Source organism: Ktedonobacter sp. SOSP1-85 (assembly GCF_016587415.1).
In the GTDB taxonomy this organism is placed as follows: domain Bacteria; phylum Chloroflexota; class Ktedonobacteria; order Ktedonobacterales; family Ktedonobacteraceae; genus Ktedonobacter.
Genome location: NZ_BNJI01000001.1, coordinates 3,321,652 through 3,344,656 on the forward strand (window position 1 = coordinate 3,321,652; position 23,005 = coordinate 3,344,656).

Consider the following 23,005-nt stretch of genomic DNA (forward strand, 5'->3'; position numbering starts at 1 on the left):
GGCTACATATCATGCCCTATATGTAGCCGCGTACGCCAGTAGCGGGCCACGCCCAACTCCTGCGTCTCCGCTCTATTCTTCCTCTCCCACCGTCTCCTGTCGCTGTTCCTCCCAGATACGCTTGACGATGCGCTTGGTGATTTCGAAGCTGAAGCCACGACGTTGCAGAAAGCTTCCCAGGCGACGATAGAATGTGGCGTAGTCGATACTGGGCTGGCGCAGCAGGCTGCGCGCCTTTTTCTCCGCGGCGCGTTGTGCGCGCCCCTCGTCGTTCTCCTCATCTACAAGCTCGTCAATGACTTCGCGCTGTATACCTTTCTGGCGCAGTTCATTCTTAAGGGCCTGAGCGCCTTTGGGACTGAACTGCTCTCTATTCTCCAGCCAGAACGAGGCAAAGCTGCGGTCATTGACCAGGTCCATGCGGTCCAGGCGTTCTAGTACCACCTGGATATGTTCGGGAGTGGTACCTTTGCGACGAAGATAGTTACGAACCTCCTGGCGGCTACGGGGACGAAATGAGAGATAGTTCAAGGCGCGGTCGACCGACTGCTGTAGAGCCTCCTCTTGCTGGATCTGCTCAACCTGGGCGGGAGTGATCTCCTGTCCCACATGTAAGCTCATCTGTAAGACCAGCATCGCATTGGCGCCGAGCAGGAAGTGCTCGTCGACAAAAATATTTATACGGTCAGGATTATTGACCTGCGTTTGCAGTGATGTAATTCGCATAGGGGTATTATAGTTTTTTTACGGTGTTGCTCCAAGTGGAGGCACATATAAGCCTTTTTCTACGGACAAAAGTACACTATTTTCCTATTCTTAAACAGACTTATAAAAGTGGAAGAGGGCCTAATCTTAGAGTGGATCTGTGAAATGAGGAGGGTTTTGAGGGAACCTTACAAACGTTTGGTAGGTTGGATGTAAGTAGTAATTCATCCAACCTCCTGGTTGAATGAAATGACTACTTGAAGCTTGCGCTCCTAGAAGAGGGCGGCTTCAGGCTCGGGCAACATCTCGTACAGAGGAACGTCTTTTTTCTCGGTCAAACGGTTATTCTCGTCGACGAATACAAGATGTGGAGTCAGGGTACGAATCTCTTCTTCTGTGAAGTCAGCATAGCTAATAATGATGACCAGGTCGCCTTCAGCGGTCATGCGAGCGGCTGCACCGTTCAAGCAGATGACACCGGAACCACGCGCGCCAGCGATGGTGTAGGTCTCGAGGCGGGCACCATTATTGATGTTGACAATCTGTACCTTCTCGTAAGGGTAGATGCCTGCCGCATCCAACAGATCCTGGTCAATCGTGATGCTACCGACATAATTGAGATTGGCCTGGGTAACGGTGGCGCGATGGATTTTCCCTTTACACATGGTACGCAGCATAATAGTGGTTGTTCCTTTCCGCGTTACAAAATGATGTGCTTATGTAGAACTAACGATACGCATTAACAATGGCTGAGTATTGAATACTCTACCCTTATTATAACTATTCATAAGAATAAACGATCCGCACCCTTATTATAGCCATACTTTTGCCACTTGTCCTATATTTAGGCAGAGTGGCTATTACTAATTGGTTGTTTGCTCGCGTGGCGCGGCGATTGCCTGCCGCCTGCTAACTATGGCTGGGCTGAGGCTCGGCTTCGACGAGAGGGTGCTCCAGGAGCGAGAGGAGAGCCATCGCATAGGCCTCGGCTACGTTTTGGGCATCATGGATGGCGTCGCCTAGCATCAAGCGATAGTGACATTTCCAGCGGCGTGCGGGCCAGGCCGCCAGGCGAATAAGCGTATAGGTTGACGCGTGTTTCTCCAGCTCTTCGCGCAAGGAAACTTCGTCGAAGGCGCTAAGGCCCTGCTGTTGTAAACGTGCCTGGGTCTCTGTAGAAAGCATAAGATATTCCACCTGTGTTGTCTGTGATATAGATAACTCTGCAACAAACTGCTATCTCTATTATAGTTACTCCCCAACATCGCCATCGGCTTCACGCTGTTTTTGGAGTATTGCTGAGTATATTATAAAGAACAATTTTTTACTTGAAAAGGTCGTCAAGGATCTGCTGGTCTACGGGGAAGGCCAGTTCGGGGAGGGCATCTGGTTGGAAGAAGCCTAGTTCGCTGACCTCTTCTGCCTGGGCCGAGAGGGTATGAAGTGTGTTGTCGAGGATGGTGCCCTGGTAGGCGATGATGACATGGGGACTGCTGGTCTCGCTATAGACACCAATCAGGCCGCCCAGCTCGATATCCAGGTTAGTCTCTTCCTTAACTTCACGTAGTGCGGCCTCTTCAACGGTCTCTCCCCGGTCCACGTACCCGCCGGAGAAGCCCCATTTGCCCTTGCCTGGATTAATATTGCGCCTGCCAAGCAGAAATTTTCCCTCGTGGCGGATTACGACTATCGCGACCACTTTGGGATTGAGGAAGAAGATATAGCCGCAGTTCTCGCAGGCGAGGCGCTCTGCGTTGAAAAGTTGTTTTTTGACCAGCGGCGTAGCACATACCGGGCAATATTTGATGTGCAGATCGGACATTCGTATACTCTCCTGACTAGCAGCATAAACGACGATCCCGGCAGCGGCTCATAGGCACAGACGACAGGCCTACAGACTTGACAGACGCATTCATGCCTGCTGCACGCTTATGCCCGTTTCCAGTGGAAAATGTCTCTCAAGTAGAGAAGCAGAAAACGCCTTGAGCCTCTAATTTCTGTCTATTGTACCATGTGAAAGGTGTCAACCAGTTTCGCACGGATGAGGGTAAAAGAGGTATTGTGTCTCGATGAGTTTCTCTCTGTGTTTTTGTGAAGCTTCTGCGTCTTGCAAGACATTTTTTGTCTTTAGTACTTTATCCCTTTTATGCTTGTATGTTTGCGTTTCCAAAAGATTTTATGTTAATCTCTTCTATGCGGGAGTTTTTAGTGGTGCGCACGAAGTCGAACTCTCGGCGACTCCGGTGCAATATATTGATCAGCAACAATGTAAATGTTGCACTTTCTGCCTATGTAAAAAATTTTGTTGTAGAAACTTCTTGAGTATGCAGGTAGTTGAGCGAGCCATCCCTCTCTACCTCCTATGGTGAACCTCTAACCCTTCATCTTTCTCGTCTTTTCTCCTCGACTATTGTATAGATGCTTGTCGATGGAGACGTCTCTTCTTTAATTGTTGAGTTTATTTTCTGGGGGTAAAAAGCATATGCCCTTTAAGTCTCCTGTGAGTGGCGAGCAGCCTAAACCACGTGGACGACGTTCCTGGTTTATTGGCGCCTCAATTGGACTCGCGCTCCTGCTCGGACTGGTCACGACCGTCCTTGTAAATTTGAATATGTCAGCCTCGGCAAAGTCATTGTCGTCCATTCCCGGATCGGTTCCCGCTGTCGTGGCACATAGTAAGAACGTCAGCGCGGTCTCGGGCGACCAGACCCTCTCGCTGGCAATTGGCCTTAAGCTGCGCAACAAAGAGGCCCTGCAAGGCCTGCTGCAAGACGCCAAGAACAAGAAATCGATCAACTACGGTCGTCATCTCACGGCCAGCCAGGTGCAGAACTCCTTCTCACCGACGCAGCAGAGCTATGACGCGGTGGTGAGCTACCTGCAATCCCAGGGCTTCAAGATCGATCAGACCTACAACCACCGCCTGTTGATCTCCTTCAGCGGCACGGTCTCCCAGGTGGAGAGCACCTTCCACGTGCAGATCAACAATTATGTTGACGCCAAAGGCAAGCAGTACTACTCCAATGCCAATGACCCAACGATGCCCCAGGATATCGCTGGTGTGGTGCAGAGCGTTGTTGGCCTGAACAACTATGCGAAGTTTATTCATCAACCGCCAATTCACAAAACAGCACCTACGAAGAATGGTAGCGTTACCGCATCGGCTATTGGCAGTAATGGCTGTCCTCTGCCTTATAACCCTTCCGTTGATTCGTATTCGTATTTGTTGCCTTCTCAGTTTGCCACGGCATATAACTACAATGGTCTGTATGCGAAGGGCTATAAAGGTGAAGGGCAGTCGGTGGCGCTTTTCGAGATGTCTGCCTACTCTGCCAGTGATGTACAGACCTTTGTCAATTGCTTTGATAAAGGTACCTCGACCAGCATTCGTAACATCCAGACTTCATCTGCCGCGCCAGATCTTTCGGGTGCAGGTGAAGTTGAACTGGATATGGATATTGTCCTGAGCATGCTTCCTAATCTGAATCAGTTGCGTGTGTATGAATCGGCTAACCCCATCAACGATAATGGTGTTGACTACCTGGGTGAGTGGGGGCAGATCATCGCAGATAACACTCCTGTTGTGAGCACCAGCTGGGGGCTCTGTGAAGCGTATCAGGGTACCAGCATAATGGATACCGAGAATAACCTCTTTATGCTGGCAGCAGCCCAAGGCCAGACGATTGTAGCTGCGGCTGGAGATACTGGTAGCTCCGACTGCTATCATGCTGATGGAACCACTACTTCGATTTCTGTGGATGACCCAGCTAGCCAGCCATATGTAACTGGTGTGGGTGGCACTTTACTATCGGTTAATGGTAGCAATTATGCTGGTGAGACTCCTTGGAACAATGCTGATGGTGCTGGTGGCGGCGGTGTTAGCTCCTACTGGCCACACCCCGCTTGGCAGACTGCACCTGGCACGAATGCGAGCGTGAGTCGTCAGGTACCGGATGTTTCATTAGACTCAGCTAGTGGTCAATACTACCGTGTATATTGTTCTGTATCGGCGACAGGGTGCACCCCAGCTGGCTGGTGGTATTTCTGTGGCACCTCTGCTGCGGCTCCAATGTGGGCATCCTTTGTGGCTCTGGCAAATGAGCAATCTGTCAAGAGTGGCGGTTATAACCTGGGCTTTATTAATCCCTCCCTCTACCAGATTGCCAGTGGGAGCAACTACAACAGCGATTTCCATGATGTCACCACTGGTAACAATGACTATAACGGTTTCCAGAGTGGCAAGTATCCAGCCACGACCGGCTACGATATGGCGACAGGCCTGGGGAGCTTCAACGCGGCCAACCTGGCCAATGACCTGGTAGCGGCGGTTAACGCAGGCAAGAGTGCGCGCCAGGCTCCTACGAGCAAGACGTGGTACTTCGCTGAGGGCAGCGTCGGTGGTGGTGGCGCCTTCCAGGAGTTCATCACCCTGCAAAACCCGAGCACGACGACCGCGTCTCTGGTAAACATTACCTACCTGTTCACGAACATGCCTTCGCGCGTGAAGTCGTACACAGTCAATCCGAGCTCGCGTTTCACCGTCAATGTGAATGGTGAGTTGGGGCTGCCTCAGAGCACGCAGTATGCCATCTCGGCGATTGTGCAGGTGACGAGCGGACCGGGGATTGTGGCCGAACGCCCCATGTACTTTAACTATCGCGGCATCATCAGCAGCGGTACCGATGTGCTGGGCGCCTCCAACCCTGGTACCAGCTACTACTTCCCGCTGGCCGATACGAACCAGAGCAGCTCAGACCTCGCCTGGACCTATATCAGTATCCTGAATCCGAGCACGACGAATACCGCCAATGTAACACTGACTTACTATGATGGTAGCTGTGGTGCCGCGAGTAACCCATGTAAGACCCAGCAAATTAGCGTTGGTGCGCTGATGCGCGGCACCGGTACGCCGACTGCCCTGGGCTTGCTCAAGAAGGTGGCGGTCTCGGTTACCTCCGACCAGCCCATCGTGGTTGAGCGCCCAATGTATGTGAAGGCGACTGTACCCAACTCGGGTCTTACCACCGGCGCTGCCAGCCAGGTCGGCGCGGTCACCCCTGGTACTACCTGGGACTTTGCGCAGGGCAACACCGGTTCCAAATACCAGCAGTACTACGTGGTGGCGAACTACAGCGCGACTCCTGCCAACGTCACGGTTAAATTGACGTACACCGATGCTGAGAATACAGCACCTTCGAGCACAGTGGTACAGGTTCAGCCTTATAGCCAGTCGCTGGTGGATGTGAATTCGTTGAACTCGAGCAAGCCAGCGATCTTTGGTGCGGAAATTAGCTCGGATCAGCCAGTGGTGGTGGATCGCGAGCAGTTCTTCCACTATGGTTCGGCCAACGAGTCGGGCCTGACGGATGTGATCGGTGCTCCTCAGTCGCAGGGAGTCTACTCCTTCGCCGAAGGCTACGTCACCTCCTCCTTCTCGGAGTATATCAGCGTGCAGAACCCGACTGATGCCGATGAGACGGTGGTGATCACCTACTTTGGTAGCAATGCGATCTTCCAGCAGCAGTTTGTGGTGAAGGCACACGAAGTGATCCTGGTCAATGTGGGCGACACGATCCTGCCCTTCGGGTCAGGCGTGAACTCGTCGACGGTGCAGGCGATGAACGGCACAATTGTGGCTGAGCGCGTAATGTACTTCGGCTACCATGACAAGAACGGTGGCACCGACATCGTCGGCTACACCGGCAACTAAGCATGGCATCGCAGATCTGAACTGATCTCGCACACACACAAAGGTGGCCCTGGAAGACCTTCCAGGGCCACCTTTGTGTGTGTGCGAGATCATGAGAGCAGACACACCTGATATGCGGCACACTCCACCTGCGCGCCCACCAGGATGGATTAGCACTGTACGTCAGAATATTTCTTTATATGCTTTGATATTTCTTATGCTTCTCACGAGCATTAATTCTTTTCAGTACTTTATCCTTTTTATGCTTGTATCCTTGCTTTTCCAAAAGATTTTGTGTTAATCTCTTCTATACGAGAGTTTTTAGTGGTGCGCACGGAGTAGAACTCTCGACGACTCCTAGTGCAATAAATTAATTGGCAACGATGCTCATGTTGCCCCTTCTGCCTATGTAAAAAATTTGCTGGAAAAAACTTCTTAATTAGGAGGTAGTGAGCGAACCACCCCTCTCTACCTCCTAATGGTGAGCCTCTAACCCTTCATCTCTCTCGTCTTTTCTCCTCGGCTAGTGCATTGATGTGTGTCGATGGAGATGCACTGCCTCTACATTGTTGTGTTTATTTCTGGGGGTAAAAAGCTTATGCCCTTTACGTTTCCTGTGAGTGGCGAGCAGCCTAAACCACGTGAACGACGCTCCTGGTTTATTGGCGCCTCAATCGGACTCGCGCTCTTGCTTGGACTGGTCACGACCATCCTTGTAAATTTGAATATGTCAGCCTCGGCGAAGTCATTGTCGTCCATCCCCGGCTCGGTTCCTGCTGTCGTGGCACATAGCAAGAACGTTAGCGCGGTCTCAGGCGACCAGCCTCTCTCGCTGGCGATTGGCCTCAAGCTGCGGAACAAAGAGGCCCTGCAAGGCTTGCTGCAAGACGCGAAGGACAAGAAGTCGGTCAACTATGGCCGCCATCTCACTCCCTCCCAGGTACAGAACTCCTTCGCGCCAACACAGCAAAGCTATGACGCGGTCGTGAGCTACTTGCAATCTCAGGGCTTCAAGATTGATCACACCTACAACCACCGCCTGTTGATCTCCTTCAGTGGCACGGCCTCGCAGGTGGAGAACGCCTTCCATGTGCAGATCAATAACTACGTAGATGCCAAAGGCAAGCAGTACTACTCCAACGCCAATGATCCAACGGTTCCTCAGGATCTCGCTGGCGTGGTGCAGAGCATTGTGGGCCTGGATAACTATACCAAGTACACGCGCCCTTCAGCGAACAGCGCACCTGTGAGTAATGGCATTGCCAATGCTGCTGCTGGTAATAGTGTGTCGTGTCCTTCTATTTCTGGTAATAGTCAACTTCGGATACCCTCGCAGTTTGCTACAGCCTACAACTACAATGGTTTGTATACGAAGGGCTATAAGGGTGAGGGCCAGTCGGTTGCGCTCTTCGAGTTGTCATCTTTTATTGAAAGCGATGTGCAGAACTATATCAGCTGTTATGACAAAAATACTCCAACTGGCATTCTTGTTATTCAGACATCCACTAATGCCCCAGATGCTCTTCAAGCGTATTGGGTTGAGCTCGATGCTGATATCGTTCTAGGTATGGCTCCTAACCTGAATCGGCTGAATATCTATGAGGCTGAAAATACTACATCAGGTTATGTCGGGCAGTGGGCGCAGATTATTGCCGATAATGTTCCGGTAGTGAGCACCAGCTGGGGGCTTTGTGAAGCCTTGACAAGTAGTGGTACTCGAGATGTCGAAAATGATCTCTTCATGCTGGCAGCAGCCCAAGGGCAAACCATTGTGGCCCAGTCTGGAGATTCGGGTAGCTCTAATTGCCTTAGCAGTGATGTCCGCAATATCTCGCTCTCCGTAGAGGATCCAGCCAGCCAGCCCTATGTAACAGGTGTAGGCGGTACATCGCTGTCAGTTGATGGCAACAGCAACTATATTGGTGAAACAACCTGGAATGATTCCACTGGTGTCGGTGCAGGTGGTGGCGGTATCAGCTCATACTGGTCACACCCTGCATGGCAGGTTGCCCCTGGCACGAATGCCAGTGTGAACCGCCAGGTACCTGATGTTGCATTGAACGCTGCTATGGGTGCACAATACTTGATATATTGCTCTGCTGCTGCAGGGTGTGAATTTGATAACTGGTGGGGCTTTGTCGGAACCCCTGTCTCAACCTCAATGTGGGCTACTTTTGTGGCCTTGACAAACGAGCAGTCGGTCAAGAATGGTGGCTATAACCTGGGCTTTATTAACCCCTACCTTTACCAGATTGCCAGTGGCAGCAACTACCACAACGATTTTCACGATGTCACGAGTGGTGACAACGATTATCGCAGTTTACAAGGTGGGCAATATCCCGCGACAAGTGGTTATGACATGGCGACTGGCCTGGGGAGCTTCAATGCAGCCAACCTGGCCAATGACCTGGTAGCGGCGGCCAACGCGGGCAAGAGCGCACGGCAGGCTCCTACGAGCAAGACGTGGTACTTCGCCGAGGGCAGCGTCGGTGGCGCCGGTACTTTCCAGGAGTTTATCACCCTGCAAAACCCGAGCACGACGACCGCGTCTCAGGTGAGTATCACCTACCTGTTTACGAACATGCCTGCGCGCGTGAAGTCGTACACAGTCAATCCAAGCTCACGCTTCACTGTCAATGTCAATGGAGAGCTGGGCCTGCCTCAGAGCACGCAGTATGCCATCTCGGCGATTGTGAAGGTCACGAGCGGACCTGGCATTGTGGCGGAACGCCCGATGTACTTTAACTATCGCGGCATCATCAGCAGCGGTACCGATGTGCTGGGTGCCTCCAATCCTGGCACCAACTACTACTTCCCGCTGGTTGATACAAACCAGAACGGCTCGGACCTCTCGTGGACCTATATCAGTATCCTCAATCCGAGCACCACGCAGACGGCTCATGTGACCTTGACCTACTACGATGATGGCACCTGCGGTGATATTGATATCGGGCAGCCAGCTTGTAAGACCCAGACGATTAGTGTTGGTCCGCTGATGCGCGGCACTGGCACACCTTCAGCGGTGGGTCTGCTGAAGAAGGTAGGGGTTGGGGTTACCTCCGATCGGCCTATCGTGGTTGAGCGCCCGATGTATGTGAAGACCAACATCGCGACCGCCGGCGGCACCACCACTGGCGCGGCCAGCCAGGTTGGAGCGGTCACCCCTGGAACGACCTGGGACTTTGCGCAGGGTAACACCAATTCGAAGTATCAGCAGTACTATGTCCTGGCGAACTATAGCGCGAGCATGGCTACTGTGACCATTAAATTGACCTATCCTGATGCCACGGCCCCAACCACTACCAATGTGCAGGTAGCGCCGTACGCGCAGTGGACAGTGGACGTAAACCAGTTGAACGCGGGCAAGCCCGTGATCTTTGGCGCGGAGATCAGCTCTGATGTGCCAGTGGTGGTGGATCGCGAGCAGTTCTTCCACTATGGTCCCGCCAACGAGTCGGGCCTGACTGATGTGATTGGTGCTTCTCAGTCGCAGGGGGTCTACTCCTTCGCGGAAGGCTACGTCACCTCCTCCTTCTCGGAGTACATGAGTGTGCAGAACCCGACTGATACCGATGAGACGGTGGTGATCACCTACTTTGGTAGCAATGCGATCTTCCAGCAGCAGTTTGTGGTGAAGGCGCACGAGGTGATCCTGGTCAATGTGAGCGACACGATCCTGCCCTTCGGGTCGGGCGTGAACTCCTCAACGGTCCAGGCGATGAACGGCACAATTGTGGCCGAGCGCGTGATGTACTTCGGCTATCATGACAAGAACGGCGGCACCGACATCGTCGGCTACACCGGTAACTAAGCATGACGTAGCAGTCTGAACTGCTTCACAAGCGGCGGCCCTGGAAATCTTCCAGGGCCGCCGCTTTTTTACGGGAGCATTGGAGCAGACACACCTGATATGCGGCATACTTCGCCTGTGCACTCACCAGGATGGATTAGCGCTAAGTTCAGAATATTTCTTTGCATGCTTTAATATTTCTTCTGCTTCTCACAAGATATTTATTAACTTTAGTACTTTATTCTTTTACTGCTTGCATCTTTGCTTTTCAGAAAGGCTCTATGTTAATCTCTTCTATACGGGAGTTTTTAGTGGCGCGCACGAAGTCGAACTCTCGGCGACTCTAGTGCAATATATTGATCAGCAACAATGTAAATGTTGCACTTTCTGCGTATGTAAAAATTTTTGCTGTAGAAACAACTTCTTAATTAGGAGGTAGTTGAGCGAACCATCCCTCTCTACCTCCTAATGGTGAGCCTCTAACCCTTCATCTCTCTCGTCTTTTCTCCTCGGCTAGCGCATTGATGTGTGTCGATGGAGATGCACTGCCTCTACATTGTTGTGTTTATTTTGGGGGGTAAAAATATCATGCCCTTTACGTCTCCTGTGAGTGGCGAGCAGCCTAAACCACGTGAACGACGTTCCTGGTTTATTGGCGCCTCAATCGGACTCGCGCTCTTGCTTGGACTGGTCACGACCATCCTTGTAAATTTGAATATGTCAGCCTCGGCGAAGTCATTGTCGTCCATCCCCGGCTCGGTTCCTGCTGTCGTAGCACATAGCAAGAACGTCAGCGCGGTCTCAGGCGACCAGACGCTCTCGCTAGCGATTGGCCTCAAGCTGCGGAACAAAGAGGCCCTGCAGGGCCTGCTGCAAGACGCCAAGAACAAAAAGTCGATCAACTACGGTCGTCATCTCACGGCCAGCCAGGTGCAGAACTCCTTCGCTCCGACGCAGCAAAGCTATGACGCGGTCGTGAGCTACCTGCAAGCCCAGGGCTTCAAGATTGATCACACCTACAATCATCGCCTGTTGATCTCCTTCAGTGGTACAGCCTCCCAGGCAGAGAGTGCCTTCCATGTACAGATCAACAACTATGTTGACGCCAGAGGCAGGCAATACTATTCCAATACCAATGATCCAACGCTACCTCAGAACATAGCTGGTGTGGTGCAGAGTGTTGTTGGTTTGAATAACTATACCAAGTACACTCACCCTCCGGTGCAGACGCAAAACGCTAAGGTAAGCAGTAATGCTGTATCGTCCAACGCTGTAACATGTCCTCAGAATTCTGCGCAAGGCGACAATTACTATACACCTTCACAGTTTGCTTCGGCCTATAATTTCAATGGTCTGTACAATAAAGGCTTCAATGGCGAGGGACAAAAGGTCGCGCTTTTTGAGATGGCTGCTTACAACTTAAGTGATTTGCAGGCCTTCGAGAGTTGTTATGGTCAAAGCCAGGCCAACATCAAGACCATTACAGTAACACCCGGTGCGTTTACTGATGATAACGAGATTAAAGCGGAACTAGACGCAGAAATTGTGCTTGGTATGCTTCCCAATCTCAGTCAGTTGCGTATCTATGAAGCTAGCCCTAATAGTCCTGATTACTTTAGTGAGTGGGCGCAGATCATTGCTGATAATGTTCCTGTCGTAAGCACGAGCTGGGGTGTCTGTGAATCGGGGAGAACTCAATCTGATTTTGATACGTCAAGTAGTTTTTTTATGATGGCAGCCGCTCAAGGACAAACTGTTGTAGCTGCGTCTGGAAATTTTGGCAGCTCTGATTGCTATATCCCTGACGCAGTACCAGATTTTGATATTGCTGTAGGCGATCCAGCCAGCGAACCATATGTTACTGGTGTGGGCGGCACATCTTTGTCATTGAACTACAATGATAACACTTACTCTAGTGAGACTGTCTGGAATACGACTCCCGATATTGCACATAGCTATTATGGCGGAGCCGGTGGTGGTGGCTACAGCAGTTATTGGACGCATCCCAGTTGGCAGAGCGCACCTGGAACGAATTCAACAGTTGGCCGACAGGTGCCAGATGTATCTCTAGATGCAGACCCGAATCATGGATACCTGGTCCATTCGAGTCTATTTTCCTCTACTTATGGGTATTGGGGCGTGGTGGGTGGCACCTCTGCAGCAGCTCCAATGTGGGCAGCTTTTGTGACCCTGGCGAATGAGCAGTCGATCAAAAGTGGCGGCTATAACCTGGGTTTTATCAATTCTTCCCTTTATCAGATTGGCAGTGGTAACAACTACAATAATGACTTCCACGATATTACCAGTGGTAACAACGACTATAACAATGAGCATGGTGGGCAGTATCCAGCCACAGCTGGCTACGATATGGCAACGGGCTTGGGTAGCTTCAATGCGGCCAACCTGGCTAATGATCTGGTAGCATTGGCGAACGCGGGCAAGAGTGCGCGGCAGGCTCCCACGAGCAAGACATGGTACTTCGCCGAGGGCAGCGTCGGTGGTGCTGGTGCCTTCCAGGAGTTTATTACGCTGCAGAACCCAGACACTACGACCGCTGCGGCAGTGAATATCACTTATCTGTTCACGGACATGCCATCGCGTGTGAAGCAGTACACGGTCAATCCAAGCTCGCGCTTCACGGTCAACGTCAATGGTGAGCTGGGCCTGCCTCAGAGCACGCAGTACGCCATCTCGGCGATTGTGCAGGTGACGAGCGGACCGGGTATTGTGGCCGAACGCCCCATGTACTTCAACTATCGTGGCATCATCAGCAGCGGTACCGATGTGCTGGGCGCCTCCAGCCCTGGCACCAGCTACTACTTCCCCCTGGCCGATACGCGCCAGGATAGCTCGACCCTCTCCTGGACCTACATTAGTATTCTGAACCCAAGCACGAGCCAGACGGCTAATGTGACGCTGACCTACTACGATGGCACCTGTGGGGCCGCTAGTAATCCCTGCAAGACCCAGCAGATTAACGTTGGCGCGCTGATGCGTGGCACGGGTACACCAACCGCGCTGGGCTTGCTGAAGAAAGTGGCGGTCTCGGTCTCCTCCGATCAACCTATTGTGGTCGAGCGCCCGATGTATGTGAAGAGCAACATCGCCAACGCGGGTGGGATTACCACTGGCGCGGCCAGCCAGGTGGGCGCGGTCACTCCGGGAACGACCTGGAACTTTGCGCAGGGCAACACCGGCTCGAAGTATCAGCAATACTACGTGGTGGCCAACTATACCGCCAATTCTGCGATTGTGATGGTGAAACTGACATATGCCGATGCCAACACTTCTGCATACTTCTTCTCAATTGTCGTAGCACCCTACACGCAGTATGTAGCGGATTTGAACATGTGGAACGCTGGTAAGCCTGCGATCTTTGGCGCGGAGATCACCTCCGATCAGCCAGTGGTGGTGGACCGCGAGCAGTTCTTCCATTATGGCTCGGCCAACGAGTCGGGCCTGACGGATGTGATCGGTGCGCCTACGGCGCAGGAGGTCTACTCCTTCGCCGAAGGGTATGCCACCAATACCTTCTCAGAGTACGTCAGCGTGCAGAACCCGACTGACCATGATGAGACTGTTGCAATCACCTACTTTGGAAGCAACACGATCTTCCAGCAGCAGTTTGCGGTGAAGGCGCACAAGGTGATCCTAGTCAACGTAGGCGACATGATCCTGCCCTTCGGGTCGGGCGTCAACTCGTCGACGGTGCAAGCGATGAGCGGCACGATTGTGGCCGAGCGCGTGATGTACTTTGGCTACCATGACAAGAACGGTGGCACTGATATCGTCGGCTACACCGGCAACTAACCCTGGTAGAGCAGGTCTGAACTGGTCTGCGAACGGCGGCCCTGGAAAATTTTCAGGGCCACCCGCTTTTTTTAATTTACATTTTAGATGCAGATTCTTTAATTGCTGAATTTATTTTTTGGGGGTAAAAAAAGCATATGCCCTTTAAGATTTCTGTGAGTGGCGAGCAGCCCAAACCACGCGGACGACGTTCCTGGTTTATTGGCGCCTCAATTGGACTCGCGCTCCTGCTCGGACTGGTCACGACCGTCCTTGTAAATCTACATATGTCAGCCTCGGCGAAGTCGTTCTCGTCCATACCCGGATCGGTGCCTGCGGTTGTAGCGCACAGCAAGAACGTCAGTGCGGTCTCGGGCGGCCAGACCCTCTCGCTGGCGATCAGCCTCAAGCTGCGCAACAAAGAGACTCTGCAGGGCTTGCTGCAAGACGCCAAGGACAAGAAATCGATCAACTACGGTCGTCATCTCACAGCTAGCCAAGTGCAGAACTCTTTCTCACCGACACAGCAGAGCTATGATGCTGTTGTGAGCTATCTGCAGTCTCAGGGCTTTAAGATCGATCACATCTACAACCACCGCCTGTTGATCTCCTTCAGCGGTACGGCCTCTCAAGCAGAGAGCACCTTCCACGTACAGCTCAATAACTATGTTGACGCCAAAGGCAAACATTACTACGCCAATGCCAATGATCCAACGCTGCCCCATGAGCTTGCTAATGTGGTGCAGAGCATTGTTGGCCTAGATAACTATGCGCAATATACCTATACGCCAATTCATAAAACTGCACCCGTGACAAATGGCAGTGCTATTGTAACAGCGACTGCCAATGCTATAACTTGTCAAGGTCCTGGAGATCAGCATGGCAATTATTTACTTCCTTCTCAATTTGCTAGGGCTTACGATTATAATAGTCTGTATGCTCAGGGCAATAAAGGCGAGGGGCAATCAGTGGCACTCTTCGAGCTGTCAACTTACTCGGCAAGCGATATACAGAATTTTATTAATTGTTACGACCAAAACACACCAACCAGTATTCGTACTATTCAAACATCCGCCGCTGCTACGACCGCTGATGATCCAATCAAAGTTGAGTTGGATGCGGATATTGTACTAAGCATGGCACCGAACCTTAATCAGCTGCGTATCTATGAAGCTCAAAGAAATAACTTTGCGAATGGTCTTGGGGAGTGGGCGCAGATCATTGCTGATAACGTTCCGGTGGTTAGCACTGGTTGGGGACTCTGTGAAGCTTACGTCGGTACCAGTAATCAGGATGCTGAGAATAACCTCTTTATGCTAGCGGCTGCGCAGGGGCAGACTATTCTGGCTGCAGCTGGAGATACGGGTAGCTCTGACTGCTATCATGCTAATACAAGCAATACCTCGCTTTCAGTCGAAGATCCAGCTAGCCAGCCATATGTGACGGGTGTCGGAGGTACAATGTTGTCAATTGATCAATACGGCAACAGTGTGGGAGATAGCGTCTGGAATGACTCTGAAGGTGCAGGCGGTGGTGGTATCAGTTCCTACTGGCCACATCCCGCATGGCAGAATGCTCCTGTAACGAATGCGAGCGTGAATCGTCAGGTGCCAGATGTGGCAATGAATTCTGCCGCAGAGAAGCATTACCTGATCTATTGTACTCCTAATACAGGGTGCCCATCGAGTGGCTTTTGGGGTATTGGTGGTACCTCTGCTGCAGCTTCAATGTGGGCAGCTTTTGTGACCCTGACGAATGAGCAGTCGGTCAAGAGCGGTGGCTATAACCTGGGCTTTATCAACCCCTACCTCTACCAAATTGCTAGCGGTCCTAACTATAACATCGATTTCCGTGATCCTATCGGCGGTACCAACGACTACAAAAATATGCAGGGTGGGAAGTATCTAGCCGCGGGGTGGTATGATATGGCGAGCGGCCTGGGTAGCATCATTGGGGCTGACCTGGCCAATGACCTGGTAGCATTGGCGAACGCGGGCAAGAGCGCGCGCCAGGCTCCCACGAGCAAGACGTGGTACTTCGCCGAGGGCAGCGTTGGTGGCGGCGGCGCCTTCCAGGAGTTTATTACGCTCCAGAACCCGGACACAACGACCGCTTCGCTGGTGAATATCACCTATCTGTTCACGGATATGCCTTCGCGCACAAAGCAGTACACAGTCAATCCAAGCTCACGTTTCACCGTCAACGTCAATGGTGAGCTGGGTCTGCCTCAGACGACACAGTATGCCATCTCGGCGATTGTTCAGGTGACGAGCGGACCGGGAATTGTGGCGGAACGCCCGATGTACTTCAACTATCGCGGCATCATCAGCAGCGGTACCGATGTGCTGGGCGCCTCCAACCCTGGCACCAGCTACTACTTCCCGCTGGCCGATACGCGCCAGGATAGCTCGGCCTTGTCGTGGACCTATATCAGTATTCTGAATCCGAGCACGGACCAGATTGCTCATGCCACGCTGACCTACTATGATGGCACTTGCGGTGCCGCCAGCAACCCATGTAAGACCCAGCAGATCAGCGTTGGTCCGCTGCTGCGTGCCACTGGTACGCCGACCGCGGTGGGCCTGCTCAAGCAGGTAGCGGTCTCGGTCTCCTCTGATCTGCCAATCGTGGTTGAGCGTCCAATGTATGTGAAGACTAATATCGCGACTGCTGGTGGTACAACCACTGGCGCGGCCAGCCAGGTTGGCACGATCACTCCTGGGACGACCTGGGACTTCGCGCAGGGCAACACCAGCAATAACACGAACCCTGGAAAGTATCAGCAGTACTACGTGGTGGCCAACTACAGCGCGACGCCTGCCAACGTCACGGTTAAATTGACGTACACCGATGCTGAGAATACAGCACCTTCGAGCACAGTGGTACCGGTTCAGCCTTACAGCCAGTCGCTGGTGGATGTGAACTCATTGAACTCGGGCAAGCCAGCGATCTTTGGTGCGGAAATCACCTCAGATCAGCCGGTGGTAGTGGACCGTGAGCAGTTCTTCCACTATGGCTCGGCCAACGAGTCGGGTCTGACGGATGTGATTGGTGCTCCTCAGTCGCAGGGGGTCTACTCCTTCGCGGAAGGCTACGTCACCTCCTCCTTCTCGGAGTATATCAGTGTGCAGAACCCAACGGATGCTGATGAGAAGGTAGTGATCACCTACTTTGGCAGCAACGCGATCTTCCAGCAGCAGTTTGTGGTGAAGGCGCACGAGGTGATCCTGGTCAACGTGGGTGACACGATCCTGCCCTTCGGGTCGGGCGTGAACTCCTCGACGGTACAGGCGATGAACGGCACGATAGTGGCCGAGCGCGTGATGTACTTCGGCTACCACGATAAGAATGGTGGCACCGATATCGTCGGCTACACCGGCAACTAAACATGGCAGAGCAGTCCTGAACTGATCTTGCACACACAAAAAGGTGGCCCTGGAAGACCTTCCAGGGCCACCTTTTTGTGTGTGCAAGATCATGAGAGCGGACACACCTAATATGCGGCACACTCCACCTGCGCGCCTTCCAGGATGGATTAGCACTGTGCGTCAGAATATTTCTTTATATGCTTTGATATTTCTTATGCTTCTCACGAGCATTAATTGTTTTCGGTACTTTATTCTTTTTATGCTTGTATCCTTGCTTTTCCAAAAGATTTCGTGTTAATCTCTTCTATACGAGAGTTTTTAGTGGTGCGCACGGAGTAGAACTCTCGACGACTCTAGTATTACAACGAGACTTTGTGGGATATACTGAAAGGAGAGAGGTCTGTACCTGGAGGTGAAACCGAATGTCTCTCATGGTCGATATAACCGCCGAGCAGCCGCCTCTTCCAGGTCGACTGGCAGTGCAGGACTTGACCTCAGAAGAGGTAGCTTCCCTGGCCGAAGAACTACTAGCTTATCATCAGCACTTCGCCCCGTTGTTGTATCGGCGCGAACAGCGGGAATGGGCGGAGATCTATGTGCGCGGACTGCTCACGGCGGATGTGCCCCGCAAAAATGTCGAAGCGATGGCCTTGCGTCTGTTGGGAGTGGGACCACATGCGGATCGGCAAGTGCGTGCCCTCCAGCAGTTCATTGGGGAAGGCAAGTGGGATGATGACGCGCTGCTGGCCGAACATCAGCGCCTGGTGAACGAGACGCTTGGCGAAGAGGATGGAGTCCTGATCGTGGATGGCTCGGACTTTCCCAAACATGGGAATCACTCAGCCGGTGTGGCGCCTCAATGGTGCGGCCACACCGGCAAAAAGGACAACTGCCAGGCCGGCATCTTCGTGGGCTATGCCAGTCGCAAGGGAGCCACATTACTTGACCGGCGGCTCTATCTGCCAGAATCCTGGTTCGCTGAGGATCATCAAACGCGGTGGCAGGATTGCCAGATTCCCGATGAGATCGTCTTTCAGACAAAGCATGAGTTAGCGGCGCAGCTGGTCGAGGGCATCATGGCTTCGGGTCGTCTCCAAGCCCAGTGGGTCGTCTGCGACGAAGGATATGGCGACTCCCCTGCTTTCCTGCAACGGCTGGATGCGGCGGGATTGTGGTATCTAGCCGAGGTGCCGCGAGATACCAAGGTCTGGCCACTGCTGGAAACCGACGGGCAGACGGAGCGCGCGCGCCCGCACAGCTGGTTTCGGTCCCAGATCCCCTCGCGCAAGGGGCCAGTTCCTCGGCGTGAGCGGCTGCATCCCAGCAGTCCAGCCAAAGTGCCCTTAGAGGACCTGGCCAAGCAGTGGCCTGCTTCTCGTTGGCAGCGCTACCGTCTGTTGGAGGGGCACAAAGGCCCGCTGGTCGCTGATTTTCTCGTGCTGCGCGCTATCCTGCCACTTGATCGGCTGCCAGGCCCTCAGGTCTGGGTGGTGATCCGACGCAAAGTCAGCGGTTTTGCAGAAGAGCCGGAATGGAAATTTTACTTGAGCAACGCTCCGCTGGAGACACCGCTTGCCACGTTTGTGCGGGTGAGCGGGATGCGCTGGCCCATCGAGACCTGTTTTACCGAATGCAAGGGGGAATTGGGCATGGACCACTACGAGCTGCGGTTCTGGCGCGGGTGGCACCATCACATGACTATGGTCATTCTCGCTCATCATTTCCTGGTTCGTTGGCAACAACGCCTCAACCAGAGAGAGGGGGATCTTGCGCCCAACAACGACACGCCCCTTGCCCACGCCAGGTGAGGTGCCCAGCTTGGACGCGCATGCCTCTCTGCCACTGAGCATCGCCCAGGTACGCTTGCTCTTGCAGGTTGCCTTGCCCCAACCCGTACTGGATCTGCCTGCAGCCCTGGCGTTGATCGCGTATCAGCAACGCCACAACTACGCCGCCTATTGCTCTCATCGCAAGCGGCTTCTTGCCCAATTGCAGGGGCTGCGTTGGTAAAGTCTCGTTGTAATACTAGTGCAATAAATTGATTGGCAACGATGCTCATGTTGCACCTTCTGCCTATGTAAAAAATTTGCTGTAGAAACAACTTCTTAATTAGGAGGTGGTTGAGCGAACCATCCCTCTCTACCTCCTAATGGTGAGCCTCTAACCCTTCATCTCTCTCGTCTTTTCTCCTCGGCTAGTGCATTGATGTGTGTCGATGGAGATGCACTGCCTCTACATTGTTGTGTTTATTTTTGGGGGTAAAAATATCATGCCCTTTACGTCTCCTGTGAGTGGCGAGCAGCCTAAACCACGTGAACGACGTTCCTGGTTTATTGGCGCCTCAATCGGACTCGCGCTCTTGCTTGGACTGGTTACGACCATCCTTATCAACCTGCACATGTCCGCCTCGGCGATGTCATTCTCGTCCATACCCGGATCGGTGCCTGCGGTGGTGGCACACAGCAAGAACGTCAGCGCGGTCTCGGGTGACCAGACCCTCTCGCTGGCGATTGGCCTCAAACTGCGCAACAAAGAGGCCCTGCAAGGCCTGCTGCAAGATGCCAAGAACAAAAAGTCGATCAACTATGGTCGCCATCTCACGGCTAGCCAGGTGCAGAACTCCTTCTCACCAACGCAGCAAAGCTATGACGCGGTCGTGAGCTACCTGCAATCCCAGGGTTTCAAGATCGATCACACCTATAGCCATCGTCTGCTGATCTCCTTCAGCGGCACGGTCTCCCAGGTGGAGAACGCCTTCCATGTGCAGCTCAACAACTATGTTGATGCCAAAGGCAGGCAGTACTATGCCAATGCCAATGATCCAATGCTGCCCCAGGAGCTTGCTGGCGTAGTGCAGAGTGTTGTTGGTTTGAATAACTACGCAAAATTGACTTATCAATCACCAGTTAACAACACTGCGCCTACGAAGAATAGCAGCGTTACCGCATCGGCTATCGGTAGTAATGGCTGCCCTCTTCCTTATAACCCTTCCGTTGATCCGTATCCATATTTGTTGCCTTCTCAGTTTGCCACAGCATATAACTACAATGGCCTGTATGCGAAGGGCTATAAAGGTGAGGGTCAGTCGGTGGCGCTCTTCGAGATGTCTGCCTACACTGCCAGCGATTTACAGACTTTTATCAATTGCTTCGATCAAGGCACTCCAACTACTATCCACACTATCCAGACTTCAACTGATGCGCCTAGTTATAGTGGCGCAGGCGAGGTTGAGTTAGACGCTGATATCGTTCTAGGCATGGCTCCCAACCTTAACCAGCTACGTATCTATGAAGCTGCAAATGACAATAATAATAGCGCCAATTACCTTGGCGAGTGGGCGCGGATTATCGCTGATAACGTTCCCGTGGTCAGTACTGGCTGGAGACTCTGTGAAGCTAATCAGGGTACCAGCATAATGGATACCGAGAATAATCTTTTTATGACGGCAGCTGCTCAGGGCCAGACTATTGTGGCGGCGTCCGGGATGTTTGGCAGCTCTGATTGTTTTGATCGTTATAATCCGGGTGCTCCTACGGCTCCCGCTGTAGATGATCCTGCAAGCCAGCCATATGTTACAGGTGTAGGCGCTACTGTACTTAGCATCAATAGTGACGGTAGCTATGCCAGTGAGACGACCTACAATGATTTTAATGGCGCAAGCGGAGGCGGCATTAGCTCTTACTGGCCGCATCCCTCGTGGCAGGTTACCCCTGGCATAGATTCAAGTGTAAATCGCCAGGTTCCCGATGTGTCTCTATATGGAGCCCGATATCAAGGGTATCTGATCTACTGTTCTGTAATGCAAGCAAACTGTTATCCGGGAGAATGGTTGACAGTTGGTGATCCTTCTGCCGCATCTGCAATGTGGGCGTCCTTTGTGGCCCTGGCAAATGAGCAGTCGGTCAAGAACGGCGGTTACAACCTGGGCTTTATCAATCCTTCCCTCTACCAGATTGCCAGTGGGAGTAACTACAGCAGCGATTTCCATGATATTACCACTGGAACTAACGACTATTACGGTCATCAGAGTGGGAAATATCCAGCCACAACCGGCTACGATATGGCGACAGGCCTGGGTAGCTTGAATGCGGCCAACCTGGCCAACGACCTGGTAGTGTTGGCGAACGCGGGCAAGAGCGCGCGTCAGGCTCCCACGAGCAAGATGTGGTACTTCGCCGAGGGTAGCGTCGGTGGGGGTGGTGCCTTCCAGGAGTTTATCACGCTACAAAATCCTGACGCGACGACTGCCTCGCAGGTAAGTATCACTTACCTGTTTACGAATATGCCTGCACTCACGAAGTCATACACAGTCAATCCGAGCTCGCGCTTCACCGTCAACGTCAATAATGAACTAGGTCTGCCTCAGAGCACACAGTACGCCATCTCAACGATTGTTCAGGTGACGAGTGGACCTGGCATTGTGTCGGAACGCCCGATGTACTTTAACTATCGCGGCATCATCAGCAGCGGTACCGATGTGCTGGGCGCCTCCAACCCTGGCACCAGCTACTACTTCCCGCTGGCCGATACGCGCCAGGATAGCTCGGCTCTCTCCTGGACCTACATCAGTATCCTGAATCCGAGCGCGACAAAAGCAGCCAATGTGAAGCTGACCTACTACGATGGCACCTGTGGTGCCAGAGGACAGGCGGCTTGTAAGACACAGACGATTAGCGTTGGCGCGCTCATGCGCGGCACCGGTACGCCGACCGCTCTGGGCTTGCTTAAGAAAGTGGCGGTCTCGGTTACCTCTGACCAGCCCATCGTGGTTGAGCGTCCGATGTATGTGAAGACCAACATCGCGACCGCGGGTGGGGTCACCACTGGCGCGGCCAGCCAGGTTGGAGCGGTCACTCCTGGGACGACTTGGGACTTCGCACAGGGTAATACTGGCTCGAAGTATCAGCAGTACTATGTAGTGGCGAATTACGGTGCAATTACTGCGAATGTGACAGTAAAATTGACATATGCTGATGCAACAGCTCCGACCAGCTTCTCTGTGCCGGTTGCACCGTATACTCAGTACACGGTGGATGTGAACAGTAAGAATGCTAATAAGCCTGCTATCTTTGGCGCGGAGATCATCTCCGATCAGCCAGTGGTGGTAGACCGCGAGCAGTTCTTCCACTATGGTCCCGCTAACGAGTCTGGTCTGACGGATGTGATTGGTGCGCTTCAGGCGCAGGGAGTCTACTCCTTCGCCGAAGGTTACGTCACCTCCTCCTTCTCGGAGTACATCAGTGTGCAGAACCCAACGGATGCTGATGAGACGGTGGTGATCACCTACTTTGGTGATAACCGTGTTTTCCAGCAGCAGTTTGTGGTGAAGGCGCACAAAGTCATCCTGGTCAATGTGGGCGATACGATCCTGCCCTTCGGATCGGGTGTGAACTCCTCAACGGTTGAGGCGATGAATGGCACAGTTGTGGCCGAGCGCGTGATGTACTTTGGCTACCATGACAAGAACGGTGGCACCGACATCATTGGTTATACCGGCAACTAAGTGTGGTATAGCAGGCCTGAACTAGTCTGCAAACGGCGGCCCTGGAAACTTTCCAGGGCCGCCGTTTTTTATGGTTATGTGTGAACGGCATGGCGCAGCCATGCCGTTCACACATAACCTGGCTCTGCGAGCCACGTAGTGGCGCGAAGTCGTGAGGAGCC

General features: G+C 52.8%; 11 protein-coding genes. 7 read left to right on the forward strand and 4 right to left on the reverse strand.

What is annotated here, in order from left to right; all coding sequences use genetic code 11:
• Positions 1 to 72 precede the first annotated feature (72 nt).
• The 4 genes from KTE_RS13895 to KTE_RS13910 form a co-directional block, all read right to left on the reverse strand.
• Positions 73 to 726, reverse strand: a complete 654-nt coding sequence (locus KTE_RS13895; RefSeq protein ID WP_007912941.1) for a RecX family transcriptional regulator — start codon at positions 724 to 726, stop codon at positions 73 to 75.
• 251 nt (positions 727 to 977) lie between these two features.
• A complete protein-coding gene (gene panD, locus KTE_RS13900; RefSeq protein ID WP_007912939.1) occupies positions 978 to 1,382 on the reverse strand; it encodes an aspartate 1-decarboxylase in 405 nt (134 codons plus the stop codon).
• 232 nt (positions 1,383 to 1,614) lie between these two features.
• A complete protein-coding gene (locus KTE_RS13905) occupies positions 1,615 to 1,890 on the reverse strand; it encodes a hypothetical protein (RefSeq protein ID WP_201381810.1) in 276 nt (91 codons plus the stop codon).
• A 139-nt stretch (positions 1,891 to 2,029) separates the two neighbouring features.
• The gene (locus KTE_RS13910; protein WP_007912934.1) at positions 2,030 to 2,527 is read right to left on the reverse strand and encodes an NUDIX domain-containing protein; all 498 of its coding nucleotides are present in this window, start codon (positions 2,525 to 2,527) and stop codon (positions 2,030 to 2,032) included.
• A 660-nt stretch (positions 2,528 to 3,187) separates the two neighbouring features.
• Here KTE_RS13910 and KTE_RS13915 point away from each other — a divergent pair.
• From KTE_RS13915 to KTE_RS13945, 7 genes are all read left to right on the forward strand, one after another.
• Complete coding sequence (locus tag KTE_RS13915; protein WP_201381812.1) at positions 3,188 to 6,415, forward strand: protease pro-enzyme activation domain-containing protein; 3,228 nt, start codon at positions 3,188 to 3,190, stop codon at positions 6,413 to 6,415.
• A 577-nt stretch (positions 6,416 to 6,992) separates the two neighbouring features.
• A complete protein-coding gene (locus tag KTE_RS13920; RefSeq protein WP_201381814.1) occupies positions 6,993 to 10,205 on the forward strand; it encodes a protease pro-enzyme activation domain-containing protein in 3,213 nt (1,070 codons plus the stop codon).
• A gap of 567 nt (positions 10,206 to 10,772) precedes the next feature.
• Positions 10,773 to 13,994, forward strand: coding sequence for a protease pro-enzyme activation domain-containing protein (locus tag KTE_RS13925; RefSeq protein ID WP_201381816.1), 3,222 nt, complete (start codon positions 10,773 to 10,775; stop codon positions 13,992 to 13,994).
• A 137-nt stretch (positions 13,995 to 14,131) separates the two neighbouring features.
• Positions 14,132 to 17,359, forward strand: a complete 3,228-nt coding sequence (locus tag KTE_RS13930; RefSeq protein ID WP_201381818.1) for a protease pro-enzyme activation domain-containing protein — start codon at positions 14,132 to 14,134, stop codon at positions 17,357 to 17,359.
• 404 nt (positions 17,360 to 17,763) lie between these two features.
• Positions 17,764 to 19,149: an IS701 family transposase gene (locus tag KTE_RS13935; RefSeq protein ID WP_201381820.1), complete on the forward strand. Its 1,386-nt coding sequence runs from the start codon at positions 17,764 to 17,766 to the stop codon at positions 19,147 to 19,149.
• Positions 19,109 to 19,351, forward strand: a complete 243-nt coding sequence (locus KTE_RS13940; protein WP_201368949.1) for a hypothetical protein — start codon at positions 19,109 to 19,111, stop codon at positions 19,349 to 19,351. Before KTE_RS13935 ends, KTE_RS13940 begins: the two co-directional genes overlap by 41 nt.
• A 259-nt stretch (positions 19,352 to 19,610) precedes the next feature.
• A complete protein-coding gene (locus tag KTE_RS13945; RefSeq protein ID WP_201381822.1) occupies positions 19,611 to 22,844 on the forward strand; it encodes a protease pro-enzyme activation domain-containing protein in 3,234 nt (1,077 codons plus the stop codon).
• Positions 22,845 to 23,005 lie beyond the last annotated feature (161 nt).

Excerpts from the sequence above, each read along its gene's own strand:
- KTE_RS13895 (WP_007912941.1), bottom strand. The coding sequence starts at position 726 with ATGCGAATTACATCACTGCAAACGCAGGTCAATAATCCTGACCGTATA.
- panD (WP_007912939.1), bottom strand. The coding sequence starts at position 1,382 with ATGCTGCGTACCATGTGTAAAGGGAAAATCCATCGCGCCACCGTTACC.
- KTE_RS13905 (WP_201381810.1), bottom strand. The coding sequence starts at position 1,890 with ATGCTTTCTACAGAGACCCAGGCACGTTTACAACAGCAGGGCCTTAGC.
- KTE_RS13910 (WP_007912934.1), bottom strand. The coding sequence starts at position 2,527 with ATGTCCGATCTGCACATCAAATATTGCCCGGTATGTGCTACGCCGCTG.
- KTE_RS13915 (WP_201381812.1), top strand. The coding sequence starts at position 3,188 with ATGCCCTTTAAGTCTCCTGTGAGTGGCGAGCAGCCTAAACCACGTGGA.
- KTE_RS13920 (WP_201381814.1), top strand. The coding sequence starts at position 6,993 with ATGCCCTTTACGTTTCCTGTGAGTGGCGAGCAGCCTAAACCACGTGAA.
- KTE_RS13925 (WP_201381816.1), top strand. The coding sequence starts at position 10,773 with ATGCCCTTTACGTCTCCTGTGAGTGGCGAGCAGCCTAAACCACGTGAA.
- KTE_RS13930 (WP_201381818.1), top strand. The coding sequence starts at position 14,132 with ATGCCCTTTAAGATTTCTGTGAGTGGCGAGCAGCCCAAACCACGCGGA.
- KTE_RS13935 (WP_201381820.1), top strand. The coding sequence starts at position 17,764 with ATGTCTCTCATGGTCGATATAACCGCCGAGCAGCCGCCTCTTCCAGGT.
- KTE_RS13945 (WP_201381822.1), top strand. The coding sequence starts at position 19,611 with ATGCCCTTTACGTCTCCTGTGAGTGGCGAGCAGCCTAAACCACGTGAA.